At 69.7% G+C, this 22,158-nt stretch carries 20 protein-coding genes and 2 pseudogenes; 18 read left to right on the top strand and 4 right to left on the bottom strand.

Annotated elements, in window-relative coordinates; genetic code table 11:
- Window positions 1–364 precede the first annotated feature (364 nt).
- Window positions 365–1,777: a hypothetical protein gene (locus tag A176_RS15510; RefSeq protein WP_002640077.1), complete on the bottom strand. Its 1,413-nt coding sequence runs from the start codon at window positions 1,775–1,777 to the stop codon at window positions 365–367.
- Window positions 1,774–2,388 (bottom strand): hypothetical protein, encoded by a 615-nt coding sequence (locus A176_RS15505; RefSeq protein WP_226994330.1) that lies wholly within the window; start codon window positions 2,386–2,388, stop codon window positions 1,774–1,776. Before A176_RS15505 ends, A176_RS15510 begins: the two co-directional genes overlap by 4 nt.
- Before the next feature lie 164 nt (window positions 2,389–2,552).
- On the opposite strand from A176_RS15505, the pseudogene A176_RS15500 reads away from it, so the two are divergent.
- From A176_RS15500 to A176_RS15420, 18 genes and pseudogenes are all read left to right on the top strand, one after another.
- Window positions 2,553–3,367: pseudogene (locus A176_RS15500) on the top strand (MlaE family ABC transporter permease).
- Between the two features lie 41 nt (window positions 3,368–3,408).
- Window positions 3,409–4,145: pseudogene (locus tag A176_RS15495) on the top strand (ABC transporter ATP-binding protein).
- A 105-nt stretch (window positions 4,146–4,250) separates the two neighbouring features.
- The gene (locus tag A176_RS15490; protein WP_002640073.1) at window positions 4,251–5,780 is read left to right on the top strand and encodes an MlaD family protein; all 1,530 of its coding nucleotides are present in this window, start codon (window positions 4,251–4,253) and stop codon (window positions 5,778–5,780) included.
- Between the two features lie 110 nt (window positions 5,781–5,890).
- Entirely contained in the window at window positions 5,891–6,817 is a 927-nt protein-coding gene (locus A176_RS15485; protein WP_002640072.1) for a PfkB family carbohydrate kinase, read from the top strand.
- An 83-nt stretch (window positions 6,818–6,900) separates the two neighbouring features.
- Complete coding sequence (locus A176_RS15480; RefSeq protein WP_044890915.1) at window positions 6,901–7,275, top strand: TIGR02266 family protein; 375 nt, start codon at window positions 6,901–6,903, stop codon at window positions 7,273–7,275.
- Between the two features lie 27 nt (window positions 7,276–7,302).
- Window positions 7,303–8,034, top strand: coding sequence for a metallophosphoesterase family protein (locus tag A176_RS15475; RefSeq protein ID WP_002640070.1), 732 nt, complete (start codon window positions 7,303–7,305; stop codon window positions 8,032–8,034).
- A gap of 58 nt (window positions 8,035–8,092) precedes the next feature.
- Entirely contained in the window at window positions 8,093–8,815 is a 723-nt protein-coding gene (locus A176_RS15470) for a hypothetical protein (protein WP_044890916.1), read from the top strand.
- 15 nt (window positions 8,816–8,830) lie between these two features.
- Window positions 8,831–9,673 (top strand): archaetidylserine decarboxylase, encoded by an 843-nt coding sequence (gene asd / locus A176_RS15465; RefSeq protein WP_002640068.1) that lies wholly within the window; start codon window positions 8,831–8,833, stop codon window positions 9,671–9,673.
- Window positions 9,670–10,947 (top strand): histidine--tRNA ligase, encoded by a 1,278-nt coding sequence (hisS, locus tag A176_RS15460; protein ID WP_002640067.1) that lies wholly within the window; start codon window positions 9,670–9,672, stop codon window positions 10,945–10,947. Before asd ends, hisS begins: the two co-directional genes overlap by 4 nt.
- Window positions 10,948–11,091: 144 nt before the next feature.
- Window positions 11,092–11,499 carry a S24 family peptidase gene (locus A176_RS15455; RefSeq protein WP_082282749.1) on the top strand — a complete coding sequence of 136 codons (408 nt, stop codon included), beginning with the start codon at window positions 11,092–11,094 and terminating at the stop codon, window positions 11,497–11,499.
- Window positions 11,496–11,789: a PqqD family protein gene (locus A176_RS15450; protein ID WP_002640065.1), complete on the top strand. Its 294-nt coding sequence runs from the start codon at window positions 11,496–11,498 to the stop codon at window positions 11,787–11,789. Before A176_RS15455 ends, A176_RS15450 begins: the two co-directional genes overlap by 4 nt.
- The gene (locus tag A176_RS15445) at window positions 11,789–12,292 is read left to right on the top strand and encodes a hypothetical protein (RefSeq protein ID WP_002640064.1); all 504 of its coding nucleotides are present in this window, start codon (window positions 11,789–11,791) and stop codon (window positions 12,290–12,292) included. Before A176_RS15450 ends, A176_RS15445 begins: the two co-directional genes overlap by 1 nt.
- Window positions 12,293–12,303: 11 nt before the next feature.
- A complete protein-coding gene (locus A176_RS15440; RefSeq protein WP_002640063.1) occupies window positions 12,304–15,399 on the top strand; it encodes an outer membrane protein assembly factor BamB family protein in 3,096 nt (1,031 codons plus the stop codon).
- A gap of 32 nt (window positions 15,400–15,431) precedes the next feature.
- Complete coding sequence (locus A176_RS39340; protein ID WP_002640062.1) at window positions 15,432–15,575, top strand: hypothetical protein; 144 nt, start codon at window positions 15,432–15,434, stop codon at window positions 15,573–15,575.
- Window positions 15,563–16,405 carry a hypothetical protein gene (locus A176_RS15435; protein WP_002640061.1) on the top strand — a complete coding sequence of 281 codons (843 nt, stop codon included), beginning with the start codon at window positions 15,563–15,565 and terminating at the stop codon, window positions 16,403–16,405. Before A176_RS39340 ends, A176_RS15435 begins: the two co-directional genes overlap by 13 nt.
- Window positions 16,398–17,336, top strand: a complete 939-nt coding sequence (miaA, locus tag A176_RS15430; RefSeq protein WP_002640060.1) for a tRNA (adenosine(37)-N6)-dimethylallyltransferase MiaA — start codon at window positions 16,398–16,400, stop codon at window positions 17,334–17,336. The genes A176_RS15435 and miaA overlap by 8 nt, the downstream gene beginning before the upstream one ends.
- Window positions 17,337–17,495: 159 nt before the next feature.
- Window positions 17,496–18,113 (top strand): HdeD family acid-resistance protein, encoded by a 618-nt coding sequence (locus A176_RS15425; RefSeq protein ID WP_002640059.1) that lies wholly within the window; start codon window positions 17,496–17,498, stop codon window positions 18,111–18,113.
- A 121-nt stretch (window positions 18,114–18,234) separates the two neighbouring features.
- Entirely contained in the window at window positions 18,235–19,161 is a 927-nt protein-coding gene (locus tag A176_RS15420; RefSeq protein WP_002640058.1) for a bestrophin family protein, read from the top strand.
- Here A176_RS15420 and A176_RS15415 read toward each other — a convergent pair.
- Together A176_RS15415 and A176_RS15410 are read right to left on the bottom strand one after the other, a co-directional pair.
- Window positions 19,149–20,891 carry a response regulator gene (locus A176_RS15415; RefSeq protein WP_044890918.1) on the bottom strand — a complete coding sequence of 581 codons (1,743 nt, stop codon included), beginning with the start codon at window positions 20,889–20,891 and terminating at the stop codon, window positions 19,149–19,151. The genes A176_RS15420 and A176_RS15415 overlap by 13 nt on opposite strands.
- A 49-nt stretch (window positions 20,892–20,940) precedes the next feature.
- The gene (locus A176_RS15410) at window positions 20,941–21,897 is read right to left on the bottom strand and encodes a diguanylate cyclase (protein WP_002640056.1); all 957 of its coding nucleotides are present in this window, start codon (window positions 21,895–21,897) and stop codon (window positions 20,941–20,943) included.
- Window positions 21,898–22,158 lie beyond the last annotated feature (261 nt).

Below are 22,158 nucleotides of genomic sequence, written 5' to 3'. Positions count from 1 at the left end.
CTCGCGAGCTGCTACGCGACGCCGCGAACTGAGCTCCTGTCGGGCTGGCACGGTTCGGACTCGCGAGCTGCTACGCGGCGGCGCGAGGTGACCTGCTGACGCTCGGACATCGCGTGGGCTCGTGAGGCGCTATGCGGGGCTGCGAGTTGAGCTGCTGATGCTCGGGTATGGCGCGAGCTGTTGCGCGGCGGCGCGAGGTGACCTGCTGACGCTCGGGTATGGCGCGGGCTCGTGAGGCGCTATGCGGCGCTGAGCTGCTGGTGCGCGGTAAAGGCTCTGGCTCGCGAGCTGTTTCGCGGAGCTGCAGGTGCGCGGATGCCGAGAGTACGGCGCCCCGGCCGGCGTTGCCGGGCCCACGCTCACGTCACGGCTGGAAGCGCGCCCCGAGAAGCACCGCGAAGCCACCAAGCTGGGTGTCCAGCCACGGAGTACGCACCGGAGCCCAGGCCCCGCGTGCCTCCGCCAGTGCGCTCCAGCGGCCGAATCGGTAGTCGGCCTGAAGGGCGAGGAACCCCATGCCCCGGAGTTTGCTCTCCTTCACTTCGGCCTGAAGCTCGCTGGAGCGGTAGTGGTGGATGGGCATGGGGCCGCCACCGGCTCGGCCATGCAGCGAGAATCCCGCTCGCCTGAACAGCTCCGCGCGGACCGACAGCAGCACGGGCAGGGCCAGCACCTGGGAACGCGTCGCGCCGACCCCACTCACGGTGGTGTTGTCGCTCGAGGTCCGAGCCCCCACCTCCAGCTCCGCGGCCACCCGCTGGCGCCACAACGGCGTGACCACCGTGACACCCACGCTGCCCGTTGGTCCCGCGTCGGAGCCTCCCGCCACCACGCCCCCCGCGAGCAGGAAGTACGACGCCTGCCACGCGTCGCCACCCTCTGAATCCCGTGCCGAGACAGGCGCGGACACCCGAGCGACGCGGGCCTCCGCGCTGGCCGCGCGTGCCTTGCCAGGACGCTCGACACGCACGTCCACCTGCGTGGCGCCGGGGACCGGCACGACGCGGTACCGAAGCACGTCCTCCGTGAGGGCCCGCTGCGTCCCTGTCCGCGCGCCCGAAGTGTTCGCGGCCGGAAGTGGCGGCGCCATCCGCACCGTCGCGCCCTCGGGCGCCAGCGTCACGTCGTCCGCGCGCAGCGGAGCCGGTCCCGCCACCAGCAGCCAGCCGCCATCCTTCGCGTGAAGTGGCCGCGCCGTCAGCGTCACCGCGAGCGGAGACTCCGGAGGCGCATCCAGCGGAACCGTCGCGTCCGTGCGGAGCGTGTCCCGCGTGGCGAGCACCCGCGCGCGCCGGACGCCCGGAGGCACTTCGACGGGAACCCGCGCCTTTCCCTGGGCATTCGCGCGAACCGGACCGAAGCGGCGCTCCGCCACCTCCACGTCGACGTTCGCCCCGGCGGCGGTCACCACGTCGAGCTCCGTCTGCCCCAACAACGGAAGCCGCGCCACCGTCACCCAGGGAGGCGCACCCGGGCTGGCGCCGTCCATCCAGAAGAGGAGCACCGCCACCTGGGGATACCGCACCGGGGGAGGCCGCCACTGAAAGGTGCGGACGGAGCCGCCTTCCACCCGGTCTGAAACGAAGGTGCCCGACGATGCCGCGGCGTGGAGCGAGCCCGCACCGGAGGGCACCTGGACCTCGATGGCCACCTGGGCGTCCCGGCCGAGCACGATGCGCTCGGGTTTCCAGGACACCCGGGCCTCGGGCGTCGCCGCCGTGCTCGCCATGGGCATGGCGAGCCACCACAGGAGGAGGGGCAGTGCACGCAGTCTCATCGTCGGTGCCCCTCCTGGAGATTCGCGGCGGAATCAGTCTCCCGAAGGGAACAGCTCTTCGTCCGTCGGGATCGGCGGCTGCTCGGCATCCTCGCTGACGGGCTGCGGCTTGTCGGCGGGGCCGGTCGTCTGGCGGACGGGCGGGCTGAAGACGGGCTTCTCGGTCGGAGCGCCGCCGCGGCCGTGCACCAGCGTCTTGGTGTCCCCCGGAACGTGATGTCCACCTTGTCACCGCGCACCGCCGTCACGAACCCCGTGCCGAAGGTGGGATGCTGGATGACCTGGTCCACCCGGTAGGTGTCCTTGGGGCTGTAGCGGGGCGCGCTGGCCACGTCCTTCCCGGCGAGCTGCTCCTCGAAGGAGATGATGATCTTCTCCGCCTTGCTCGGGGAGCTGCCGCCGCTGGAGGCGCGCGCCGTGCGGGTGGTGCTGGAGGACGAGGGGCGATCCGTCACGCCAGGAGCCCCACGGTAGGCGTGGTCACCACCGCAGGTATTGCAGCGCACCCGGGCAATCTTCGTTCCGACCATCGCCAGGATGGTGTGCGCGAGAGTGAGCTTGCAGCGGGTACACAGCGCATCCACCTCGCCGCCGACCTTATGAGTTGCCATGTTCGTTCGTCTGTTTCTCGGCCCGGCGCGGGACGCCGCCGGGCATGGGAGTAAAGGGGCGCGGAACATAACGGCATCGCTTCCGCGGGAGGAAGTGTCTTCGTCGCCTGCCTCCCTGGGTCTTGTGCCGGCCTCCAGGCCGCCATAAGAGTAGCGCCGAACGCATGACCATGCAGACCCCCACCAAGCCGGCGCGCGAGCCCGGGCTCTTCACCCAGGCTGTCACAAGCTTCGGTCAGGGGCTCATCGACGTCGTCAGCACCCTGGGCGGCATCGTCGCCATGGGGTTGGATGTGTTCCGTTGGAGCGTGCGTCGGCCCTTCCGGCTGGCCAACCTCTTCGCCCAACTGGACTTCGTAGGCGTGGGGTCCATCTTCATCGTGTCGCTCACCGGTGCGTTCACCGGCATGGTCTTCGCCCTCCAGACGTCCACGGCCTTCCAGCTCTTCGACGCGGAGAGCCTGGTGGGGCCCACCGTGGCGCTGACCCTGACGCGCGAGCTGGCGGCCGTGTTCTCCGCGTTGATGGTCACCATGCGCGCCGGCTCCGCCATGTGCACCGAGCTGGGCACCATGCGCGTCACCGAGCAGGTGGACGCCCTGGAGACCATGGCCGTCAACCCGGTGCAGTACCTGCTGGTCCCCCGGGTGCTCGCGGGCCTCTTCATGGTCCCCGCCCTCACCATGCTCTTCAACACCATGGGCATGGGCGGCGCGTACGTGGTGGCCGTGGGGGCCTGGGCATCTCGCCCGGCACGTTCCTGTCGCGCACCCAGCAATGGCTGGCGCCCGAAGATGTGTTCCAGGGGCTCATCAAGGGCGCCGTGTTCGGGCTGTCCGTGGCGCTCATCTGCTGCTTCAAGGGGTTCAACGCCTCGGGCGGCGCCAAGGGGGTAGGGCAGGCGACCACCGAGGCGATGGTGGCCAGCGCGCTGTCCATCTTCATCCTCGACTTCATGATCGGCGTCCTCTTCTTCTGATGGCGTCCCCGGCCTCCAGGTCCCCCGCGGCCTCCCGGCCGATGATTCAGGTCGAGGACCTGCACAAGACGTTTGGCGACCACAAGGTCCTCACCGGCATCAACCTCACGGTGCCCGCGGGCAGCACCTGCGTCATCCTGGGCGGCTCCGGCTCCGGGAAGACGGTGCTGATGAAGCACATGATTGGCCTGCTCAAGCCGGACAGCGGCAAGGTCATCATCGACGGGGAGGACATCGTCCCCATGGGCGTGGAGGCGCTCCAGCAGGTGCGCAACACGTTCGGCATGGTGTTCCAGGCGGCGGCGCTGTTCGACTCGATGACCGTCTTCGAGAACGTGGCCTTCCCCTGCGTGAGCACACGCGGGAGCCCGAGGACGTCATCCGCCAGAAGGTCCGGGCGCGGCTGGATTTGATGGGCCTCAAGAAGGACGTCGAGGACCGTTTCCCCGCAGACCTGTCCGGCGGCATGCGCAAGCGGGTGGGGCTGGCGCGGGCCATCGTCATGGACCCCAAGGTGGTCCTCTATGACGAGCCCACCACGGGCCTGGACCCCATCACCACCGACTACGTGGACGAGATGATCCTCGCCGCGCAGCGGGAGCTGGGCGTCACCAGCGTGGTCATCAGCCACGACATCTCGTCCGCCTTCAACGTGGCGGACCAGATCGCCTTCCTCTCCAAGGGCGTCATCGTGGCCAACGGGACGCCGGAGCAACTCCGGGAGTCCGAGCACCCCGCGGTGAAGGTGTTCCTGGAGACGTGGTTCGGGAAGAACTGACGTGGCAGTGGGGCCGCCGAACCCCGGGCGCCGCACGAATTTGTGGCACTCGGGATGCAAAACGCTAGAGTCCCGCCCGGCCGGTCGCGCTCGGAGTCACAACAGGTGAAGAAGCTCGTCACGCCCTTCCGTGTGGGCCTGCTGGTCATCGCGGCGGGGGCTTTTCTCGTCACCTTCGTGCTGTTCGCTCGCAAAGGTGGTTTGAGCGACAGCGAATCCACGAGGGTGTGGGCCTATTTCCGGGATGCCTCCGGCCTCGCCGTGCGCGGGCGGGTGCAGATCGCCGGCATCCCCGTGGGCGAGATTGACGGCATCTCCCTGGAGGGCACCCGGGCGAAGGTGTGGCTGAAGATCCGCAAGGACGTGGATCTGCGCGAGGACGCGGTCGTCACCAAGCGCTCGGAATCCCTGCTGGGCGACTACCTGCTGGACCTCAACCCTGGCACGGAAGGCGCGCCCAACCTGGAGAGCGGCGGGCAGATCCGCCGCGTCATCGACACCCAGGGCATGGAGGCCGTCTTCGAATCGCTGTCGCAGATCACCGCCGACATTCAAGAAGTGACGGGGGCGCTGCGCGAGGTGCTGGGCGGGGAGCGCGGCGCCGGTTCGCTCCAGCGCATCGTGGAGAACCTGGTGCGGCTGTCGGACTCGGTGGACGCCACGGTGCGCCGCAACGCGGACCGCCTGGACACCATCGTCGGCAACGTGGAGGGCATCTCCCAGGACGTGCGCGGCATCACCCAGGGGAACCAGGCGGAGATCTCCCGCATCGTCGACAACATCGAGTTCATCACCCGCGACGTGCGCACGGTGCTCGCGAGCGTGAAGAACATGGTGGGCAGCAACGAGGGCGACGTGAAGGAGACGGTGTCCAGCATCAAGGACACGCTCAAGAAGCTGGACGGAACGCTGGGCAACCTGGAGGAGATCACCCGCAAGGTGAAGGAAGGGGAGGGCGCCGCGGGCGTGCTGCTGGCCGACGAGACGGTGGGCCGCGAGCTGCGCGAGACGGTGCAGGATGTGTCCCGCTTCGCCTCGCGCCTGACGGACCTCCAGGCCGAAATCGGCATCCAGAGCACGTACCTGGCCGCGCAGGGCAATTCGAAGAACATCTTCTCCGTGCGGCTCATCCCCAAGCCGGACAAGTTCTACCTGCTGGAGCTGGTGGACGACCCGCGCGGCACCGTGACGACGGAGGTGGTGCAGAACAACCCGCCGTCCGAAGGGGACCCGGTGGTGCAGACGCGCAAGGTGACGCGCGAGAGCCTCAAGATCAGCGCGCAGTTCGCCAAGCGCTGGTACTTCGCCACGCTGCGCGTGGGCCTCATCGAGTCCACGGGCGGCGTGGGCACCGACCTGCACTTCTTCAACGACGCGCTGCGGTTCCAGTTGGACGCCTTCAACTTCGCGGACGATGAGCTGCGCTACCCGCGTCTGCGCGCCGCCATCCGCGCCCAGCCCATTGATCATCTCTATTTGATCGCGGGCATGGACGACATGCTCAACGCGCAGCAGCGGGACCTGGCGACCCGTCGCCTGGTGGCTGGCCGCGATTTCTTCGTCGGTGGCGGACTCTTCTTCACCGACGACGACCTGAAGGCCATCCTCACCTTGACAGGCATTCCACTGCCCTGATCCCCCCGCTCGGTGCTTGACGGAAAACGGGAAACAACGTACCCGGCATGGGCACGGGGTTCCGGGGAGCGCCGTGCCTTTCTCACGGCATATCCCCCCAGGAAGCTCGCATGTCCCTGCTCGTCGTCGGCTCCGTCGCACTGGACTCGGTGGAAACCCCCTTCGGCCAGAAGGAGGACATCCTCGGGGGCTCGGCCACCTACTTCTCCACGTCGGCCTCGTTCTTCAGTCCCACGCGCGTGGTCGCGGTGGTGGGGGAGGACTTCCCCGAAGGGCACCTGAACTTCCTGCGCGGGCGCGGCATCGACCTGGAGGGCCTCACCCGTGAGGCCGGCCGCACCTTCCGCTGGAAGGGCCGCTACGGTTACGAGCTGAACGAGGCGCAGACGCTGGACACCCAGCTCAACGTCTTCCAGTCCTTCTCGCCCAAGCTGCCGGAGGCGTACCGCGACACGCCCTATGTCTTCCTGGGCAACATCCACCCGGAGCTCCAGTCGCAGGTGTTGGATCAGATCAAGGCCCCCAAGCTGGTGGCCGCCGACACCATGAACTTCTGGATCCAGGGCAGCCGTCAGGCGCTGATCAAGACGCTGTCCCGGGTGAACCTGCTCTTCGTCAACGACGGTGAGGCCCGCCAGCTCGCCGGCGAGCACAACGTGGTGAAGGCCGCCCGCGCCATCCTCGCCATGGGCCCGCAGCGCGTGGTCATCAAGCGCGGCGAGTACGGCGCGCTCCTCTTCGACGGCGAACACATCTTCGCCTGCCCGGCCTTCCCCCTGGCCGAGGTCTTCGACCCCACCGGCGCCGGTGACACCTTCGCTGGCGGCTTCATGGGCGCGCTGGCCACCTCCAATGGCGTGGTGGACTCGGCCCTGCTGCGCCGCGCCATGGTCATGGGCAGCGTCATGGCCTCCTTCACGGTGGAGAAGTTCAGCCTGGAGCGCCTGCGCGAGGTCACCCGCCCGGAGATCCACGCCCGCTTCGCGGAGTTCCGCAAGCTGACCCACTTCGAGGACCTGGGCCCGGTGGAGGGCTGAGTCCTCGCTCGGGCAGGGGCGGTGCGGAAGGCCGCCCCTGAACTTGACTGTGGAATCAGGCCGTCCCTAGGCTGCGGATTCGGGTGACGGAAGAAGGTTCCGGGTTGAGCGAAAACCGAAAGTCCAGGCGGATTCCCACACAGCTTCGGTGCTGGTGCGAGGGTGACAACGTCACGCTCTATGCGCGAATCTCGAATTTGAGTGAGGGAGGGTTGTTCCTCCGGACGAGCACGCCCCTGGCCCGGGGCGCACGCGCGGTCGTCAAGCTGACGCCAACGGGCCATCCCGACATCCACGCGAAGGCGACGGTGGTCTGGTTGAGGGAGACGGAGGAGCGCACGCATCCCGCGGGCATGGGGTTGCGTTTCGAGTCCCTGGACAGCGATACCCTGGGCCGGCTCCGTCAGATGATTTCGCAGCAGCAGCAGACCCAGGTGAAGGCCGGCTGGGCGGGTTGAACTCCAGCCACCGGACCGAGGCCCCCCATGCGTATCGCCGTCATCTCCGACATCCACTCCAACATCGAGGCGCTGACCGAGGTGCTCCGCGTCGCCGAACACCAGAAGGTGGATCGGTTCGTCTCGTTGGGAGACATCGTCGGTTACGGGGCGTCCCCCAATCCGTGCTGTGAGCTGGTGCGCTCGGTGGCGGAGGTCACCTTGCTGGGCAACCATGACGCCGCGGTGGCGGGGCGGATGGACTACTCGTACTACTACGACGCCGCCCGGCACGCGCTGGACTGGTCCGCCAACGTCCTCACCGACGAGAACATGGCCTGGCTGCGCAGCCTCCCGTACACGTACCGGATTGGCGACGTGGGCTTCTGCCATGGGTCGCCCATCGACCCGAAGGCGTACGAGTACATCTTCGCGCTGGAGCAGGCCCGGGAGCTGACGCCCTACGTGGCGGAGCTGCCCGAGGTGACCTTCATTGGCCACAGCCACCTGTGCCGCGCCTTCGCCATTGGCAATGGCGAGGTGAACGACGTGGTGGCCCAGAAGTTCGGCATCCGCCGGGGCTACAAGTACATCATCTCCGTGGGCAGCGTGGGCCAGCCGCGCGACTACGACAACCGGGCGTGCTTCGTCATCTGCGACACGGACGCGCGCACGGTGGAGTACATCCGCGTCGAGTACGACATCGAGACGTCGGCGCAGAAGATCTTCGACGCGGACCTGGCGCTGAACTTCGGCAAGCGCCTGTTCCTGGGCGTTTGAGCGGGGCGCCGGGGTACAAAAGGCGGACAGGCGCGGGGAAATGACATAAACCCGTGCCGTGCGCACCCTGGTCCTCCGAGCGTCCCTCAGGCCCCTCGTGGGCGTCGTTTCCGCCGTCCTGCTCACGCTGGCGCCCACCGCGTGCCGCCGCACGCCGCCCGCGCCCTCCGCCGAGTACGAAGAGGCCGCCCGTCGCTTCCGCGCGCTGTATTCGCAGAAGCTGGACGAGGCCTATCTGGATCCAGGCGTGGGCGAGATTGAAGCGCAGCTCCAGCGCGTCCCCGCGGACAGCCTGGACGCCGAGGGCGCCCGCGAGCTGCTCCAGCGCATCAAGGAAGGCCGCCAGCGGATGGAGGCGGCGGCCCTCGAGCGCGAGAAGGCCGTCGCCAGCGCCCGTGAGCTTCCGCCGGGGTCCTACGTGGCTCCGACGAACGACGAGCCGGCGGCAGCGCCCGCGCCGGCCCAGCCGCCCGACGCGGGCCCCGAGGACGCGGGCACGGGCAATGGTCCCCAGGCGGGAACCGCGGCGTCCGAGCTGATCGCGGGCTTCCGGGGCTGCTTCCAGCGGGGCGCGCCCATCGACGTGCAGGGGCGGGGGATGCGGGAGACCTGGCAGCTCGCCGACCGCACCGCCTGCCGCCTGGAGTACCCCCAGCATCAAGACACGTTCCTGCTCATCGAAGAGGGGAAGGTGCTCACGCTGTTACCCAAGAGTGCCGTGAACATGGTCCCGTCCAAGGCTGACGGAGGCCCGGCACCCGCGACCGACGCCGGCCGCTAGCCACGATTCGCCGATATGAACGACCAGACTTTCATGAAGTTGATGCAGGTGTTGCCGAAGTCCGCGCTCTCCACCGTGGTGGGAGTGGCCACCCGCCTGCCCGTGCCCGCGCCGGTGCACCAGGCCGCGATGCGCGCCTTCGCCAAGGCCTACAACGTGGACATGGAGGAGGCCGAGCACTCCTTCGACCACTTCCCGACCTTCGCCCAGTTCTTCACCCGGAGCCTCAAGCCGGGGCTGCGTCCCGTGGATGCGGGTGAGAAGGTGGTCGTCTCGCCCGTGGATGGCCGGGTGTCCCAGGTGGGGTACTCGGACAACGGCCGGTGCCTGCAGGCCAAGGGCATCGAGTACACGGTGGACGAGCTGCTGGGTGACTCCGAGGCCGCGAAGCCGTTCCACGGCGGCGCCTGGACGACCATCTACCTGTCGCCGCGCGACTACCACCGCATCCACTCGCCGCTGGGTGGCACCATCACCGGCTACGCGTACATCCCCGGCGAGTTCTGGCCGGTGAACCCCGCGTCGGTGAAGAACAAGCAGTCCCTGTTCTGCGTCAACGAGCGGCTGGTGACGTACCTGGACACCGTGGCGGGCAAGTGCGCCGTGGTGAAGGTGGGCGCCACGTGTGTGTCGCGCATCAAGGCGGCCTACGACGACGTGACAACGCACACCGGTCAGCCGGGCAAGGTGCACACGTACGGGACGGCCATCGAGGTGGAGAAGGGCGGCGAGCTGGGCCGCTTCGAGATGGGCTCCACCGTCATCCTGCTGTTCGAGCCCAAGCGCGTGACGTGGGACGACAGCCTCCAGGAAGAGGCCGTGGTCCGGCTGGGCAAGCGCATTGGAGTCATCACGTGAGTCAGAAGGTCGCCGGCGTCAAGGGCATGAACGATCTCCTCCCGGGGGAGATCGAGATCTGGCAGCACGTGGAGGGCCTGGCCCGCGAGGTGTTCGGCCGCTTTGGCTACGGTGAGATCCGCACGCCCGTGGTGGAGGACACGGCGCTGTTCGTGCGCAGCGTGGGCGAGGAGACGGACATCGTCGGCAAGGAGATGTACACCTTCATGGACAAGGGCGAGCGCAGCCTGTCCATGCGGCCGGAAGGCACCGCGCCGGCGGCCCGCGCGTACATCGAGCACTCCATCAACACCCAGGAGCCGCTGACGCGCTGGTTCTACATGGGGCCCATGTTCCGCTACGAGCGGATGAAGACGGGCCGCTACCGCCAGTTCTATCAAATCGGGGCGGAGGCCTACGGCGCGAAGGAGGCCGCCCAGGACGTCGAGATGATGGATGTGGTGGTCCAGTTCCTGGAGCGGCTGGGCCTCAAGGACATCACCCTCAACGTCAACTCGCTGGGAGACGAGGCCTGCCGGCCCACGTACCACGCGAAGCTGGTGGAGTACCTCCAGTCGCGCCGCGAGGAGCTGTGCGGGGACTGCCAGAAGCGCATGGAGAAGAACCCCCTGCGCGTCCTGGACTGCAAGAACCCGAAGTGTCAGGCCATCGCCTCGGCCGGGCCCAACGTGCTGGAGTCCTTGTGCGAGCCCTGCCGCGCGCACTTCGACGACGTGCAGCGCAAGCTGACGGCGCTGAACATCCAGCATGTGGTGAACCCGCGCATGGTTCGCGGCTTGGACTACTACACGCGCACCGTCTTCGAGTTCATCGCCTCGCACCCCGCGCTGGGCACCGCCAGCACGGTGGGCGGGGGCGGGCGCTACGACAAGCTGGTGAAGAGCCTGGGCGGGCCCGACACGCCCGCGGTCGGCTTCGCCTGCGGGCTGGATCGGCTGGTGCTGCTGCTGAAGGAGAGCGGCCAGCAGTTCGCCGTCCGCCCGGATGTCTTCGTGGCGGTGGCGGACGCGGGCTCGCATGACGCCGCCTTCACCCTGGCCAGCCACCTGCGCCGGGACGGGCTGCGGGTGGAGTTCGACACCCGCGGCGGCAGCCTCAAGAGCCAGATGAAGCGCGCGGACAAGAGCAGCGCCCACTTCACGCTGGTGCTGGGGGAGGCGGAGCGCACCAGCGGCCAGGCGAAGCTGAAGCCCATGGCCGGAGGGGAACTCATCCCCGTCGCGCTCGACGCGGTGGCCCAGACAGTGCGGGCTCAGCGGGGTGTTTCCGCGTAGGCGCTGTGGGGTTGAGAACAGTATTCCGAGCGCTCCTTGCCAAGTCTGAGAAATTGAGGCAGGCGCGTAACCCCTGATAAACGCTGGGGTATTCGGTGGGAGGGAACTCGCGGGAGCGGATCGGGTCGGCTAGACTGGCCCGTGATGCCTCGCGATTTGTCCTCCCCCGTCGCGCCCTCGGCCCTGCGCTGGATCCCCGTGCATGGGGACAGCATGTGGCCGTCGTTGCGTTCGGGTGATCAGGCCGGCGTCGAGCCGTTGGATGGCACGCCACGTCCCGGTGACGTGCTGCTGGCGCGGTTCGACCACGCCCTGGTGCTCCACCGGCTGACGCGGTGGGAGTCCGGCGCGGTGGCGCTGCGAGGTGACAATACGGTCTCGGAGGATCCGCCGCTGCCGCCGTCCCGGGTGCTGGGGCGGGTGCGGCAGGTGCGCCGCGGCGGTGCCCTCCTGGAGACCGGGTGGGATCAGGGCCCTCGGTGGTTGGGGCGAATTCGGGTGGCCGTGAAGTGGCGGCTGGCGGCGCTGCTGGGCCGGCGAGGTGGGCGATGACGGATTTTCACGCGGATCACGCGCCACGGTGGCGCGAGGATGTCTCGGGGCAGCGCTTCGGGGCGGACTTCATCATCCTGGACGCCGAAGGCAACACGCTGCGTGGCCTCAACGAGACGGCCGTGGAGGTCTGGATGCTCTGCGACGGGACGCGCACCGCGCGGGCGCTCGTGGAGTTCGTCTCCCAGCGGCATGGCTGGGAGGTGGAGCGGGTGCTCCCGGACACGCTGAAGTTCCTGACGGAGCTGCGCCGGCTCGGCCTCATCGACGCGCTGGAGGAGGTACGGTGATGCGAGTTCGCCTGGCGTTCCTGACGGCGGCGGTGTTGCTGGCCTCGTGCACGGAGGCGGGCGTCGCGCCCTATGCCCCGGTGCGCACTCCGCCCACGCAGGATGCGGATCCGCTGGAGCCCACGGACGTGCTGCCGCCGCCCGTGGACATTGGAGAGCGGCCGCCTCCGCCCGTGATTCCCCAGGGCGATGCCACGTTCATCGGGTTGGACGAGGGTCGCCGGGGCGGGTTGTCCATGGAGCAGGTGGACGTCGACCTGACGGTCAGCGGTGTGCGGGGCCGGCGCAAGGTGTCCGTGGAGTTCGTGCCGCCGTCGGGGCTTCCGTATGAGCGGCGGACCACCGAGGTGGACGCCCTCGTGGACGCGTCCCACACGGTCCGCTTCTCGCTGCCCGTGGCCGGCACGGCCGTGTCCACCTCCGGCATGAGCGGGACGTGGGAAGCGCGCTTCTTCCTCGATGGGGAGCCCCTGACGGCGGCTTCCTTCACCCTGGACCCGTGAGGATCTTGTCCATGCGTCACTCCTCCGTCCGCCTCGCCGCCGCCGTCGCGATGTTGACGCCCACCCTCGGGTGGGCGCAGTCGCTGTTCCCGACCGCCGTCATCACCACCGTCGCGCAGCCCGGTGACTCCCGGCCCCGCGTGGTCATGGACGAGGCCTCCGAGCTGACCGTGGACGTGCGCAACAACACGTTCAACTGGTCGACGAACTTCCGCACCATCAACGAGATGAACTTCGAGCTGCCCAGCGGCTACGTGCTGCTGTCCACCAGCGCGCCGCCGGGGTGGCGGGTGGACTACATCGCCACCGAGCGTTGGGTCATCTTCTACAACCTGGCGCCCTGCAACGGCAGCGGCCCCTATGGCCTGGGGCAGAACGAGACAGCCCGCTTCACGCTCCGGATGGTGCCGTCGGTCTCGAACACCGACCAGAACAACGAGCGCTTCGGTCCGACCTTCACTCGGGCGCGCGACACCTGCGCGGGCGGCGACTTCGCCACGTCCGTGACGGGGGCGGGCTCGAACTGGTCACGCTCCGGCCTGGCCACCGATGTGTCCGTGCAGCCGAGCGTCATGGGCGTGGGCGGTGACATCGACGCGCGCATGGTGGTGGAGAACCGCACGGGCACGTCGCAGAACAACACCACCCTCGAAGGGCCCTCCACGGGCGCGGGCGCTGTCTCGTTCCAGGTGATGGACGTCGAGCCGGCGTCGTTCCGGTGGAACCTCCCCAGCCGCAACGCGGGCGTGTATTCCGCGCGCGCGAGGACCACCTCCGCCGGGACGCTGGTGGCCCAGGTGCGTGGCGTCAATGGCTCGGGCAACGTCGTTTCGCCGGTGGTCCATACCCGGATGGTCAACGTGGGCGCGCTGCCCGTGGCCATGGACGTGGACACGCTGGACGCGTTCGCGGGCGAAACGGTGAGCGTCCGGCTCACCGTGACGAATCCCTCCGCGACGGACACCTTCCTGAATGTCACGCCGCGGGCGCCCGTGTTCGCGGGCTCGGCGGCCGTGTCGCTCGTGTCGGGCCCGGCGCCGGCCAGCGTGCCCCGTCTGGACCCGGGCGCCTCCGCGCACTTCGTGTGGAGGTACCAGGTGACGGGCACGCAGTTCGCGGACTACCGCTTCCAGGGACAGGTGGATGCCACGCGCAACGGCGCGGCGGTGGCGTCGAGCGTGGTGGATTCGAACCGGGGGCAGGTGGTGCTGCACCGCGTGCGCATGAACGTCAACGCGGTGGCCGCCAACGCCACGGGCCGGGCCATCGTCTACACCATCCAGAACCGGGGCCCGATGCCGCTGCACGAGGTCACGTTGCTGCGGCCGGCGCTGAACTACTTCACCATCGCCAACGCCTCGGCGACGCCGTCTGGCTGGCGCCTGGCCTCCAACAACACCACGGGCCTCACCTGGGAGTCCACGAACGCCACCGGCATCCCCATCAACGGCGAGCGCTCCTTCACGGTGACGTATTCGAACTTCGGCGCGGGCCCGTCGCTGTCGGGCGCGACGACGTTCCGCCACCGCTTCCACCTCATCGACGACTACGGCGGCCCGGCCATTCGCGTCGAGGCCCCGCTGACGTTGCTGGTGGGCTTCCCGCCGGAAGTGGCGCGGCTGACCGGCGTGGCGCGCGATGGCAGCGTGACGCTCACGTGGGACAACCCGGCGGTGCACCGTGGCGCGGTGGTGGTGCGCGCGGTTGGCCAGGCGCCGAACACCTCGCCCATCCCGGGCCTGCGCTACTCGGCGGGCATGACGCTGGGGAACGCGCAGGTCGTGTACGCGGATGAGGCCGGCGCCGCGACCACGTTCACCGATACGTCCGTGAGCAACGGCACCACGTACTTCTACCGCGTCTTCAACATGGATGACGCGCGCGGGTATTCGACGGGCAACCAGCCCACGTCCGCGGCCCTGGTGGCCACGCCGCGGGCTCGCGTGGGCGCGGCGCCGCTGTGGTGCTACTCGGTGGGGTTGAATGCGTCGCAGCAGCCCATCACCGAGCTGGGCTCGGGCATCTTCAGTGCCTTCAACGACTCCGTGGTGGCCAACCTCACCCAGGTGACGAACCCGGCCCAGGACGGCGCCGAGCGTTGGCGTCCGCGTCCGCTGGCGGGCCTCATTGGCAGCCGCTTCCCGGTCGTCCCCCTGCATGGCCGCTCCGGCCAGTACATCCTCGTGGGGGACCAGGGCGGGGTGGCCAGCGCGCTCCATGCGGAGACCGGCCAGGTGCTGTGGCGCTGGGACAACGGTGGCCAGCCCATTGGCACCATCCAGTCGTTCCCCGTCACGCAGCTCTTCGACTACGCGAACGCGGCCTACCGGTCCGCGCACCCCAATCGCGACCTGGTGTTCTTCGCCACGCGGCTTTCGAGCGCCGCGCAGAACCGGGTGGTGGCCCTGAACGCCGCCACGGGCGCCGTCGTGTGGACGTACCGCCCGGGCAACCTGGGCATGGTGGCCGGGGGCATGGTGGTGGACTACACCACCAACCGGCTCTTCGTGGCGACGCGCTCGCACTCGGGCTCGGTGAACACGCTGCGCGTGCTGAACTCGCTGACGGGGCAGCAGATTGCCCAGCTTCCCGTGGGCGACGTCGAGCTGAGCCTGGTGCGCAACGCGTACAGCAACCTGATTCTGGTGACGGACAGCAACGGCAGCGTCCACGGTGTCGACGTGGCGACCGCGCAGTTGCTCTGGAGCCTGCCTGTGACGACGCGCCCCGCGCCGAGCACGCCTGCCTTCAGCAGCTTCGTGCGGCCCCAGGGCGGGGGCTTCGTGGCCAGCCTGTCCGCCGGCCGCGTGGAGCTGTACGACGTCACCGGGGCGGCCAACTCGCTCCCGTCGTTGCGCTGGAGCACGCCCATTGCCTCGCCGTCTGGGACGTTCTCGTTCAACCGGAATGGGGTGGCCCACATCTACGTTGGCAGCTCCGACGGGCGGGTCCACCAGCTCGAGCTGCATGACGGTACCGACTCCCGCCAGGTCGCGATTGGCGGCGCGCAGCGAATCGGGACTCCCACCGTCGACCACACCGTGGGCCGCCTGCATGTGGGCTCCGAGGATGGCCGTATCTGCGCGTTCCCGGTACCGTTCCCTTGAAGCCAGTTCCTTCCCCTTCGCTCGAGCACCCCATGACGCCGGACACGGCCCAGACTTCTCCGCCCGTCACGGGACGCGCCTATGAGGCGCCGGCCATCCTCTGGGAGCAGCCCTTCGTGGCACTGGCGCAAATCTCCCAGTGCCAGATTCCCGGCGAGTCGGAGTGCATTCCCTGAGCCTTCCTCCGGGAGGCTCGCTGTCGCGGACGGAGCTTTTCCTTCGCATCGCGGGTTGGCCGGTCGCAGTGGAAGCCCCCGAGGCGGGCGCGCTCGGACGGCTGTTTTCCCGGTTCGTGGTTTCCCGGGACGTTGCCGGTGAGGAGGTGGCGCGCCTGCGGGCCGTGCCCCCCGCCGAGCTCCGTCCCGAGCCTTCGACTCGCACCTTGCCCCGGACGTCGCGGCTGGAGGGCGGCGGCGTGGGGCTCGCGGGGGAGGATTACGAGGCGACGCTGTCCGCGGACGGGCGCCAGGCCCACGTCGTGGGGCGCGGCCGGTTTCCCATCGAGACGGTGTTGAAGGTGATGCTCGCCCGGGCGCTGGCGCGACGGGGCGGGCTGCTGGTCCACGGCGTGGCCGTCGCGCACCAGGGCCGGGCCGCGCTGTTCACCGGGCATTCGGGCGCGGGGAAGAGCACGCTCGGAGCGCTCTGGGGACAGGCCGGTGGCCAGGTCCTGGCCGATGAGCTGGTGGCCGTCTGGCCGGAGGCGGGTGGTGGGTGGCGAGCCGCGGGGACGCCCTGGAATGTGGGGCAGCCCGTCGAGGCACGGTTGACGGCCGTGGGCACGCTGGCCTGGGATGCCGCCTCCCGGTGGGAGGTTCAGCCGGCGGGTGAGGTGGGACGGATGTTGTTGCTGAATGCACTGCTACCCGAGGCGACGCCGGCCGGGCGGGGTGGGTTGCTCGCCGCCGCGGGGCGGTTGCTGTCGGAGGTGGCGCCGGTGCGGCTCGTCTTCGCGCGGGATGCGTCCGTGGCCACCGCCATCCAGGGAGCGCTGGGGCATGGGTGAAGGGGAAGGGGAGCTCGCGCCTCGGCCCTCGCTGACGGTGATTGCCGGGCCCACGGCCTCGGGGAAGACGGCGCTGGCCATTGAACTGGCGCGTCGTGCCGGCGGGGAGATTGTCAGCGCGGACTCGCAGCAGGTGTACCGGCACTTCGACATCGGGACGGCGAAGCCCTCCGAGGAGGAGCTGGCCGCGGTGCCCCACCACCTGGTGTCCGCCGTGGACCCGATGGCGTCGTTCTCCGCCGTCGAGTACCAGCGGCGCGCCGACGCCGTCATCGAGGCGATTGCCGCGCGCGGGAAGCCCGTGTTCGTCGTGGGAGGCACGGGCCTGTACCTGCGCGTGTTGCTGCATGGCGTGCTGGAGGCCCCCGGGGCCTTGCCCTCGCTGAGGGCGGAGCTGGAGGCGCTCGCGGCGGCGTCAGGCCGAGAGGCCGTCCACCGGAAGCTCGCGGAGGTGGACCCGGAGACCGCGACGAAGCTGCCGCCTCAAGACCTGGTCCGCGTCATCCGCGCGCTGGAGATTCATGCCCAGACGGGCGTCCCCGCGTCGGAGTTCCGGCGGGCCCACGCCTTCGCGCCGGACCGGTATCCCTTCCGGCTGTTCGTCCTGGCACCGCCGCGCGACGCGCTGTACCGCCTCATCAACGCCCGGACGCAGGGGCTGTTCGCGCGCGGGCTCGTGGAGGAGACGCGGGCGCTGTTGGCGCAAGGCTACGCCGAGGCTGCCCCCATGCGCAGCGTGGGCTACGTGCAGGCGCGCGCCGTCGTGGAGGGCCGGATGTCCGAGGCCGAGGCCATCCATGACACCGCGCAGGAGACGCGCCGCTACGCCAAGCGCCAACTGACGTGGTTCCGCAAGGAGCCCGGCGCCGTCTTCCTGTCACCGCCGTACGAAGAAGCGCTCGCGCGGGATGTCGCCGCCAGCGCGAAGTAGCCGCCCGGCCTCGCGGGTGGGGCAGGCGGGGGGCGAAGCAGGGCCGGCGAGCGTTGTCGCCCTCCGTCCCGGAGCCCATGTTCGGTGGTGGATGTGCCGAGGCTTCGACGGACGTGTCTGCCCGGCCACCATGGTGCTCACAATTCGGGAGCAGTCGTCATGGCCTTCACCGATGAACGCAAACCGGAAATCCTGAACCCTGACGTGACGCCGAGGGTGAACTCGGCCGCATGGGGTGGCCCCTTCATCCTGGGGTTGTTGACCATGCTCCTGGGCATCGTCGCGCTGGGGGCGGCCTTCTTCACCAGCATGGTCTCCGCTATCATGTTCGGCGCCTTGCTGGCGGGCGCGGGGGTGATGGAAATCATCTCCGCCTTTCGGGAGCGCAAGTCCGGTGGCCCCTTCTGGCTGTACTTGCTGGGCGGCATCCTCTCCGTCGTCGTGGGCCTCTTCATCCTCGTGTATCCGGCCGCGGGGCTGGGCGCGATGACGCTGCTGCTCGCCGGGTACTTCTTCGCCAGCGGGCTCTTCCACGCCATCACCTCGGTGATGGACCGCTATCCCCGGTGGGGCTGGGACTTCTTCTACGGCGCGGTGTCCATCTTCCTGGGCATCATGGTGATGCGGCAGTGGCCTATCTCCGCCGTCTGGCTGGTGGGGACGCTGGTGGGAATCGGCATCTTCTTCCGAGGCGTGGCTCTGATGGCGGGAGCGCTCACGGTGCGGCGGGTGCTGCGGTCCGGGGGGCCGACGTCGCCTGCCCACATCGCCCGCTGACAGGCGAGCAGGCGTTCGCACCGCGCCTTCGTCGGGGATGGACGCTTCCGGAGCGTCCCCCTTGCGAAGGCGCTTGCCATGCCTGGCGCAGGCGCGGCAGCGTACGGCGCACCACGCCCATATGATTGACTACGATCCGCACCGTTGGTGGAGCTACTTCCATTACCTTCGCGGTTCGATGGTCCGCGAGATCGTGGCCCGGGTCCTGGTCTGCGTCGTGTGGGCCGCGGGCGTCACCGCGGGACACCGCTACCTGAGGCCGTTGGACATCCCGGCCACAGTGCACACGCTCGCGGGAATCTCTCTCAGCTTGCTGCTCGTCTTCCGGACCAACGCCTCCTATGACCGGTTCTGGGAGGGGCGGAAGCTGTGGGGCGGCATCGTCAACGAGACGCGCAACCTGGCCCGCGCCGCTGGCGTCTTCATCCGCCACGACGTGGCGCTCTACAGCACGCTGCTGCGGTGGATCAGCACGTTCCCCTACGCCTCCACGGCCAACCTCCGCGGAGAGCGGGACCTGGGGCCCGTGGCCACCGAGCTGCCGCGCGACGAGGCCAACGCGGTGCTGAGCAGCCAGCACGTGCCGCTCGCGGTGGCGCAGAAGATGTCCGCCGTGCTCGATGAGGGCCGGCGGCGGGGCTACTACTCCGAATACGTGCAGATGCAGCTCGACCAGAACGTCCAACTGCTCATCGACTACATCGGCGGCTGTGAGCGCATCCACAAGACGCCGATTCCCTTCGCCTACATGATGCACCTGCGACGGGCGCTGCTTGTCTATTGCTACACGCTGCCGTTCGCGCTGGTGGACAGCTTCGGCTGGCTGACGGTGCTGGCCACGTTCATCGTCGCCTACATCTTCTTCGGCATCGAGGAGATCGGCGTGGAGATCGAGGACCCGTTCGGCCACGACGACAACGACCTGCCGCTGGAGCGCATCAGCGAGACGATCCGCGCCAACCTCAAGGCGCTGATGCCCGGCGGCGCCGAGGCGGTCCACGCCCCGGTCGCCACCGTGGCCGTCTCGTCCGGCACTCAGGACGCGTAACGGTCCGCGGACAGCTCTCGCGGTGCGTCGGCCATCGCCGGCGCGTGGGCGGGCGCCACTTCGGGCGTCAGCGGGACGCGTCCGGTGAGGATGCGCAGCAGCCGGTCCGGGTCCACGGGCTTGGGCAGGAAGGCCTCGGCCCCCGCGTCCAGGGCGCGCTGCCGGACATGGGGCCGGTTGAGGCCGCTCATCACCAGCACGCGGGTGCCCCGGGTGAGGGGATGTTGCTTCAGGCCCTCGGCCAGCCGCAGGCCGTCCACCCAGTGCAGCACCACGTCCAGGATGATGGCCGTGGGCGGCCGCCGTGCCACGGCGCAGAAGAGGGCGAGCTCGTCGGCGAACGCCACCACCTTCGCGCCGGTGCTCTCCAGCAGCGCGGTCAGCGCGTCTCGAGCGTCCGGGTCATCATCCACCACGTAGTAGAGGTCCGGCTCCAGCTCCGGGACGGCCGTGGGGACGGGCTCCATGGTGGTGCGCAGCCACGAGCCCAACACCTCCCGCAGGCCCTCCCACCGCGCGGCGCCCAGGAGCGCCATGGGCGTGGGGGAGCTCAGTCCCAGTACGCCGCCACCGAAGGTGCCGCCCAGCGTCCTCCGTCCCTGCGCCTTGACGAAGGCACCCGGAGCCCGGGGCCCGGCGCGGCGCAACCAGGTCATGGTGCGGGCACCCGCCGCGGCATCCTCCAACAGCTCGCCCAGTCCCTCGCGGACATAGCGGCGCTCCAGCGTCCCGACATCCAGACCGCCGTCGAGCAGCGCCACCGCGGCGCGGCTGCACGACGCCAGCGTCTCCGACAAACCCATCTGGAGCGGATGCCCGAACGCCGCCGGGCCCACCGCGATCTGCCCGGGCGCCACCAGCGTCCGGCCGGGTCCGTAGGGCAGGCGCGTGGTCTCCAGGGCGGCCAGCTCGAAGCCTTCCTCCACCAGCCCATCCCGCGCCGCCATCATCAGCACCTGACACAGGTCGGCGGGCGTCACCGCCGGGCCGAAGGCCAGCGCATACACGGAGCTGGCGCCCGGCAGCAGGAACAGCGCGTCCACGGACGGCAGCGGCGCGATCCACAGCCGCGCCACCGGAGCGAGCTCCAGGCGCGGCGCCGCGTGGCGCAGTCGTGCCTGCACCGCGGCCACGGTGGGCGCGGGCTTGAAGCCCTTGAAGAATGCGTCACCCATCAGCGGCCCGGCCCCCGAGGCCAGCGCCACCGCGTGGAAGCGGTCACCGCTGCCCTGGGCGCGCACCACCAGCGAGCCCGCGCCGCGCACGGAGGCCGGTGCGTCTGGCGCGGGGGGCTGTCGCTCCACGCGCTCGACGTGCCGGGGGAGGAAGCGCGCCCCCTGGGAACTGGCCGCGGTGGCGAGGATGTCGCGCACCTGCTCGAGTCCGCCCAGTCCCTGGGGCCAGCCATCCACCACCCACAGGCCCCCGGGCGCGGAGGCCAGCAGCTCGCGGCGTCCCTCCGCGATGATCTCCACACCGCGCAGCTCGTGCGCCCGCCACTCTGGCGGAATTCGGCAGCCCAGCGCCGCCAGACGTGAGCGGCACTCCGGTGTCAGGACGGCCGGCGGGGCGGTGCGCTCCGACGTCCCGCCCGAATACACGCGCACGTCCAGTGAGAGGCCCCGCGCGCGCCCGTTGAAAAGGAGGGAGGCGGCAAGCCCAGCTCCGGCAATGCCGCCTCCCACGACTGCTACCCTCGAACCTGTCGCCAGTCTGTTCGCCAGCATCATCCGCGCCCTCGCTGCTGCCCCGCCGTTGCCTGCCCCGCCGTTCCCCGTCTCAGTGCCGCTGCGCGGAGGGGGCGTTCGTGGGACGGCCAAATACGACCACCCGATCCCGTCCCTCGCGCTTCGCCTCGTAGAGGGCCGCGTCCGCCGCCTTCATCAGCGACTCCGTGTCCTCCCTGGGCCCTTCGAAGGTATGGTCGGCGATGCCCACACTGACACTCAGGCCGAAGGGGGCAGGGCGGCCGTCGCTCTTCTGCACGCCGACGGCGCGCAGCCCGGTGCGGATGCGCTCGGCGAAGATGGCTGCTTCCATCGACGTCTGGTGCGGCAGCAGGGCGACGAACTCGTCTCCGCCAAAACGCGCCGCGAAGTCGGACTCGCGCAGCTCGTTCTTGAGCTGCGCCGCCAAGGCGAGGATGGCCCGATTGCCCACGTCATGCCCCATGCCGTCATTGATGGCCTTGAGATGGTCCAGGTCGATGATGACGACACTCAGCGGGTACTGGTAGCGCTGGGCGCGGCGGAACTCTTCTTCCAGCCGGATGGTCAGGGCGCGGAAGTTGGCCAGCCCCGTGAGGCCGTCCGTCTGCGCCAGGATCTGGAGCCGGCGCTGCTGTTCGCTCTGGCGCAGCGCCCGGTCGATGCGCGCCAGCAGCTCCCGCGCGCTCGCGGGTTTGTGGATGAAGTCCACGGCGCCCATCTCCAGGCAGCGCTCCAACGTGGCCTCGTCCGCGTCGCCCGTCAGGAAGATGACGGGGACGGCCTCCGTGCGGGCCTCGCTCTGGAGCATCTCCAGCACCGCGAGCCCGTCGCCGCCAGGAAGGAACCGGTCCAGGAGGATGAGGTCCGGGCGGTGTTCGCGCGCCAGCTCCAACCCCGCATCCGAATCCGGCGCGGCGAGCACGTCGAAGCGGGCGGCGAGCAGGTCCACGAGGCTCTCGCGGACATTCGCGTCATCCTCGATGATGAGCAGAAGGGACCGCTCGGAGGTCCGGCCGCGCCGTTCCATGCACCACTCCGCGTCACTCGGCTGCTGCGAAATGGCAGGCCGAAAGTCTCGGGTGCCACGCCCTGCCGTGTGCTCCCAACGCCCTTGCGCCCCACGCGCATCCGCCGCCACCCGGTCCTGCAAGCACACCCCCACGCCCACAACCTTCACCCGAGACCTCCGGCTGCCAAGCCTGTCAGGCTCCGCGAGACGGGGCCTTTCCCCGCCATCCGTATGCACGGGGCAGGAGCAAGCAGCATGCCCTTCGGTGGGGGAGGGCGG

The sequence above is a fragment of the Myxococcus hansupus genome (genome assembly GCF_000280925.3).
GTDB lineage: Bacteria > Myxococcota > Myxococcia > Myxococcales > Myxococcaceae > Myxococcus > Myxococcus hansupus.
Note: the sequence above shows the minus strand (reverse complement) of the source record. Positions and strands in the feature narration are given on the sequence as shown.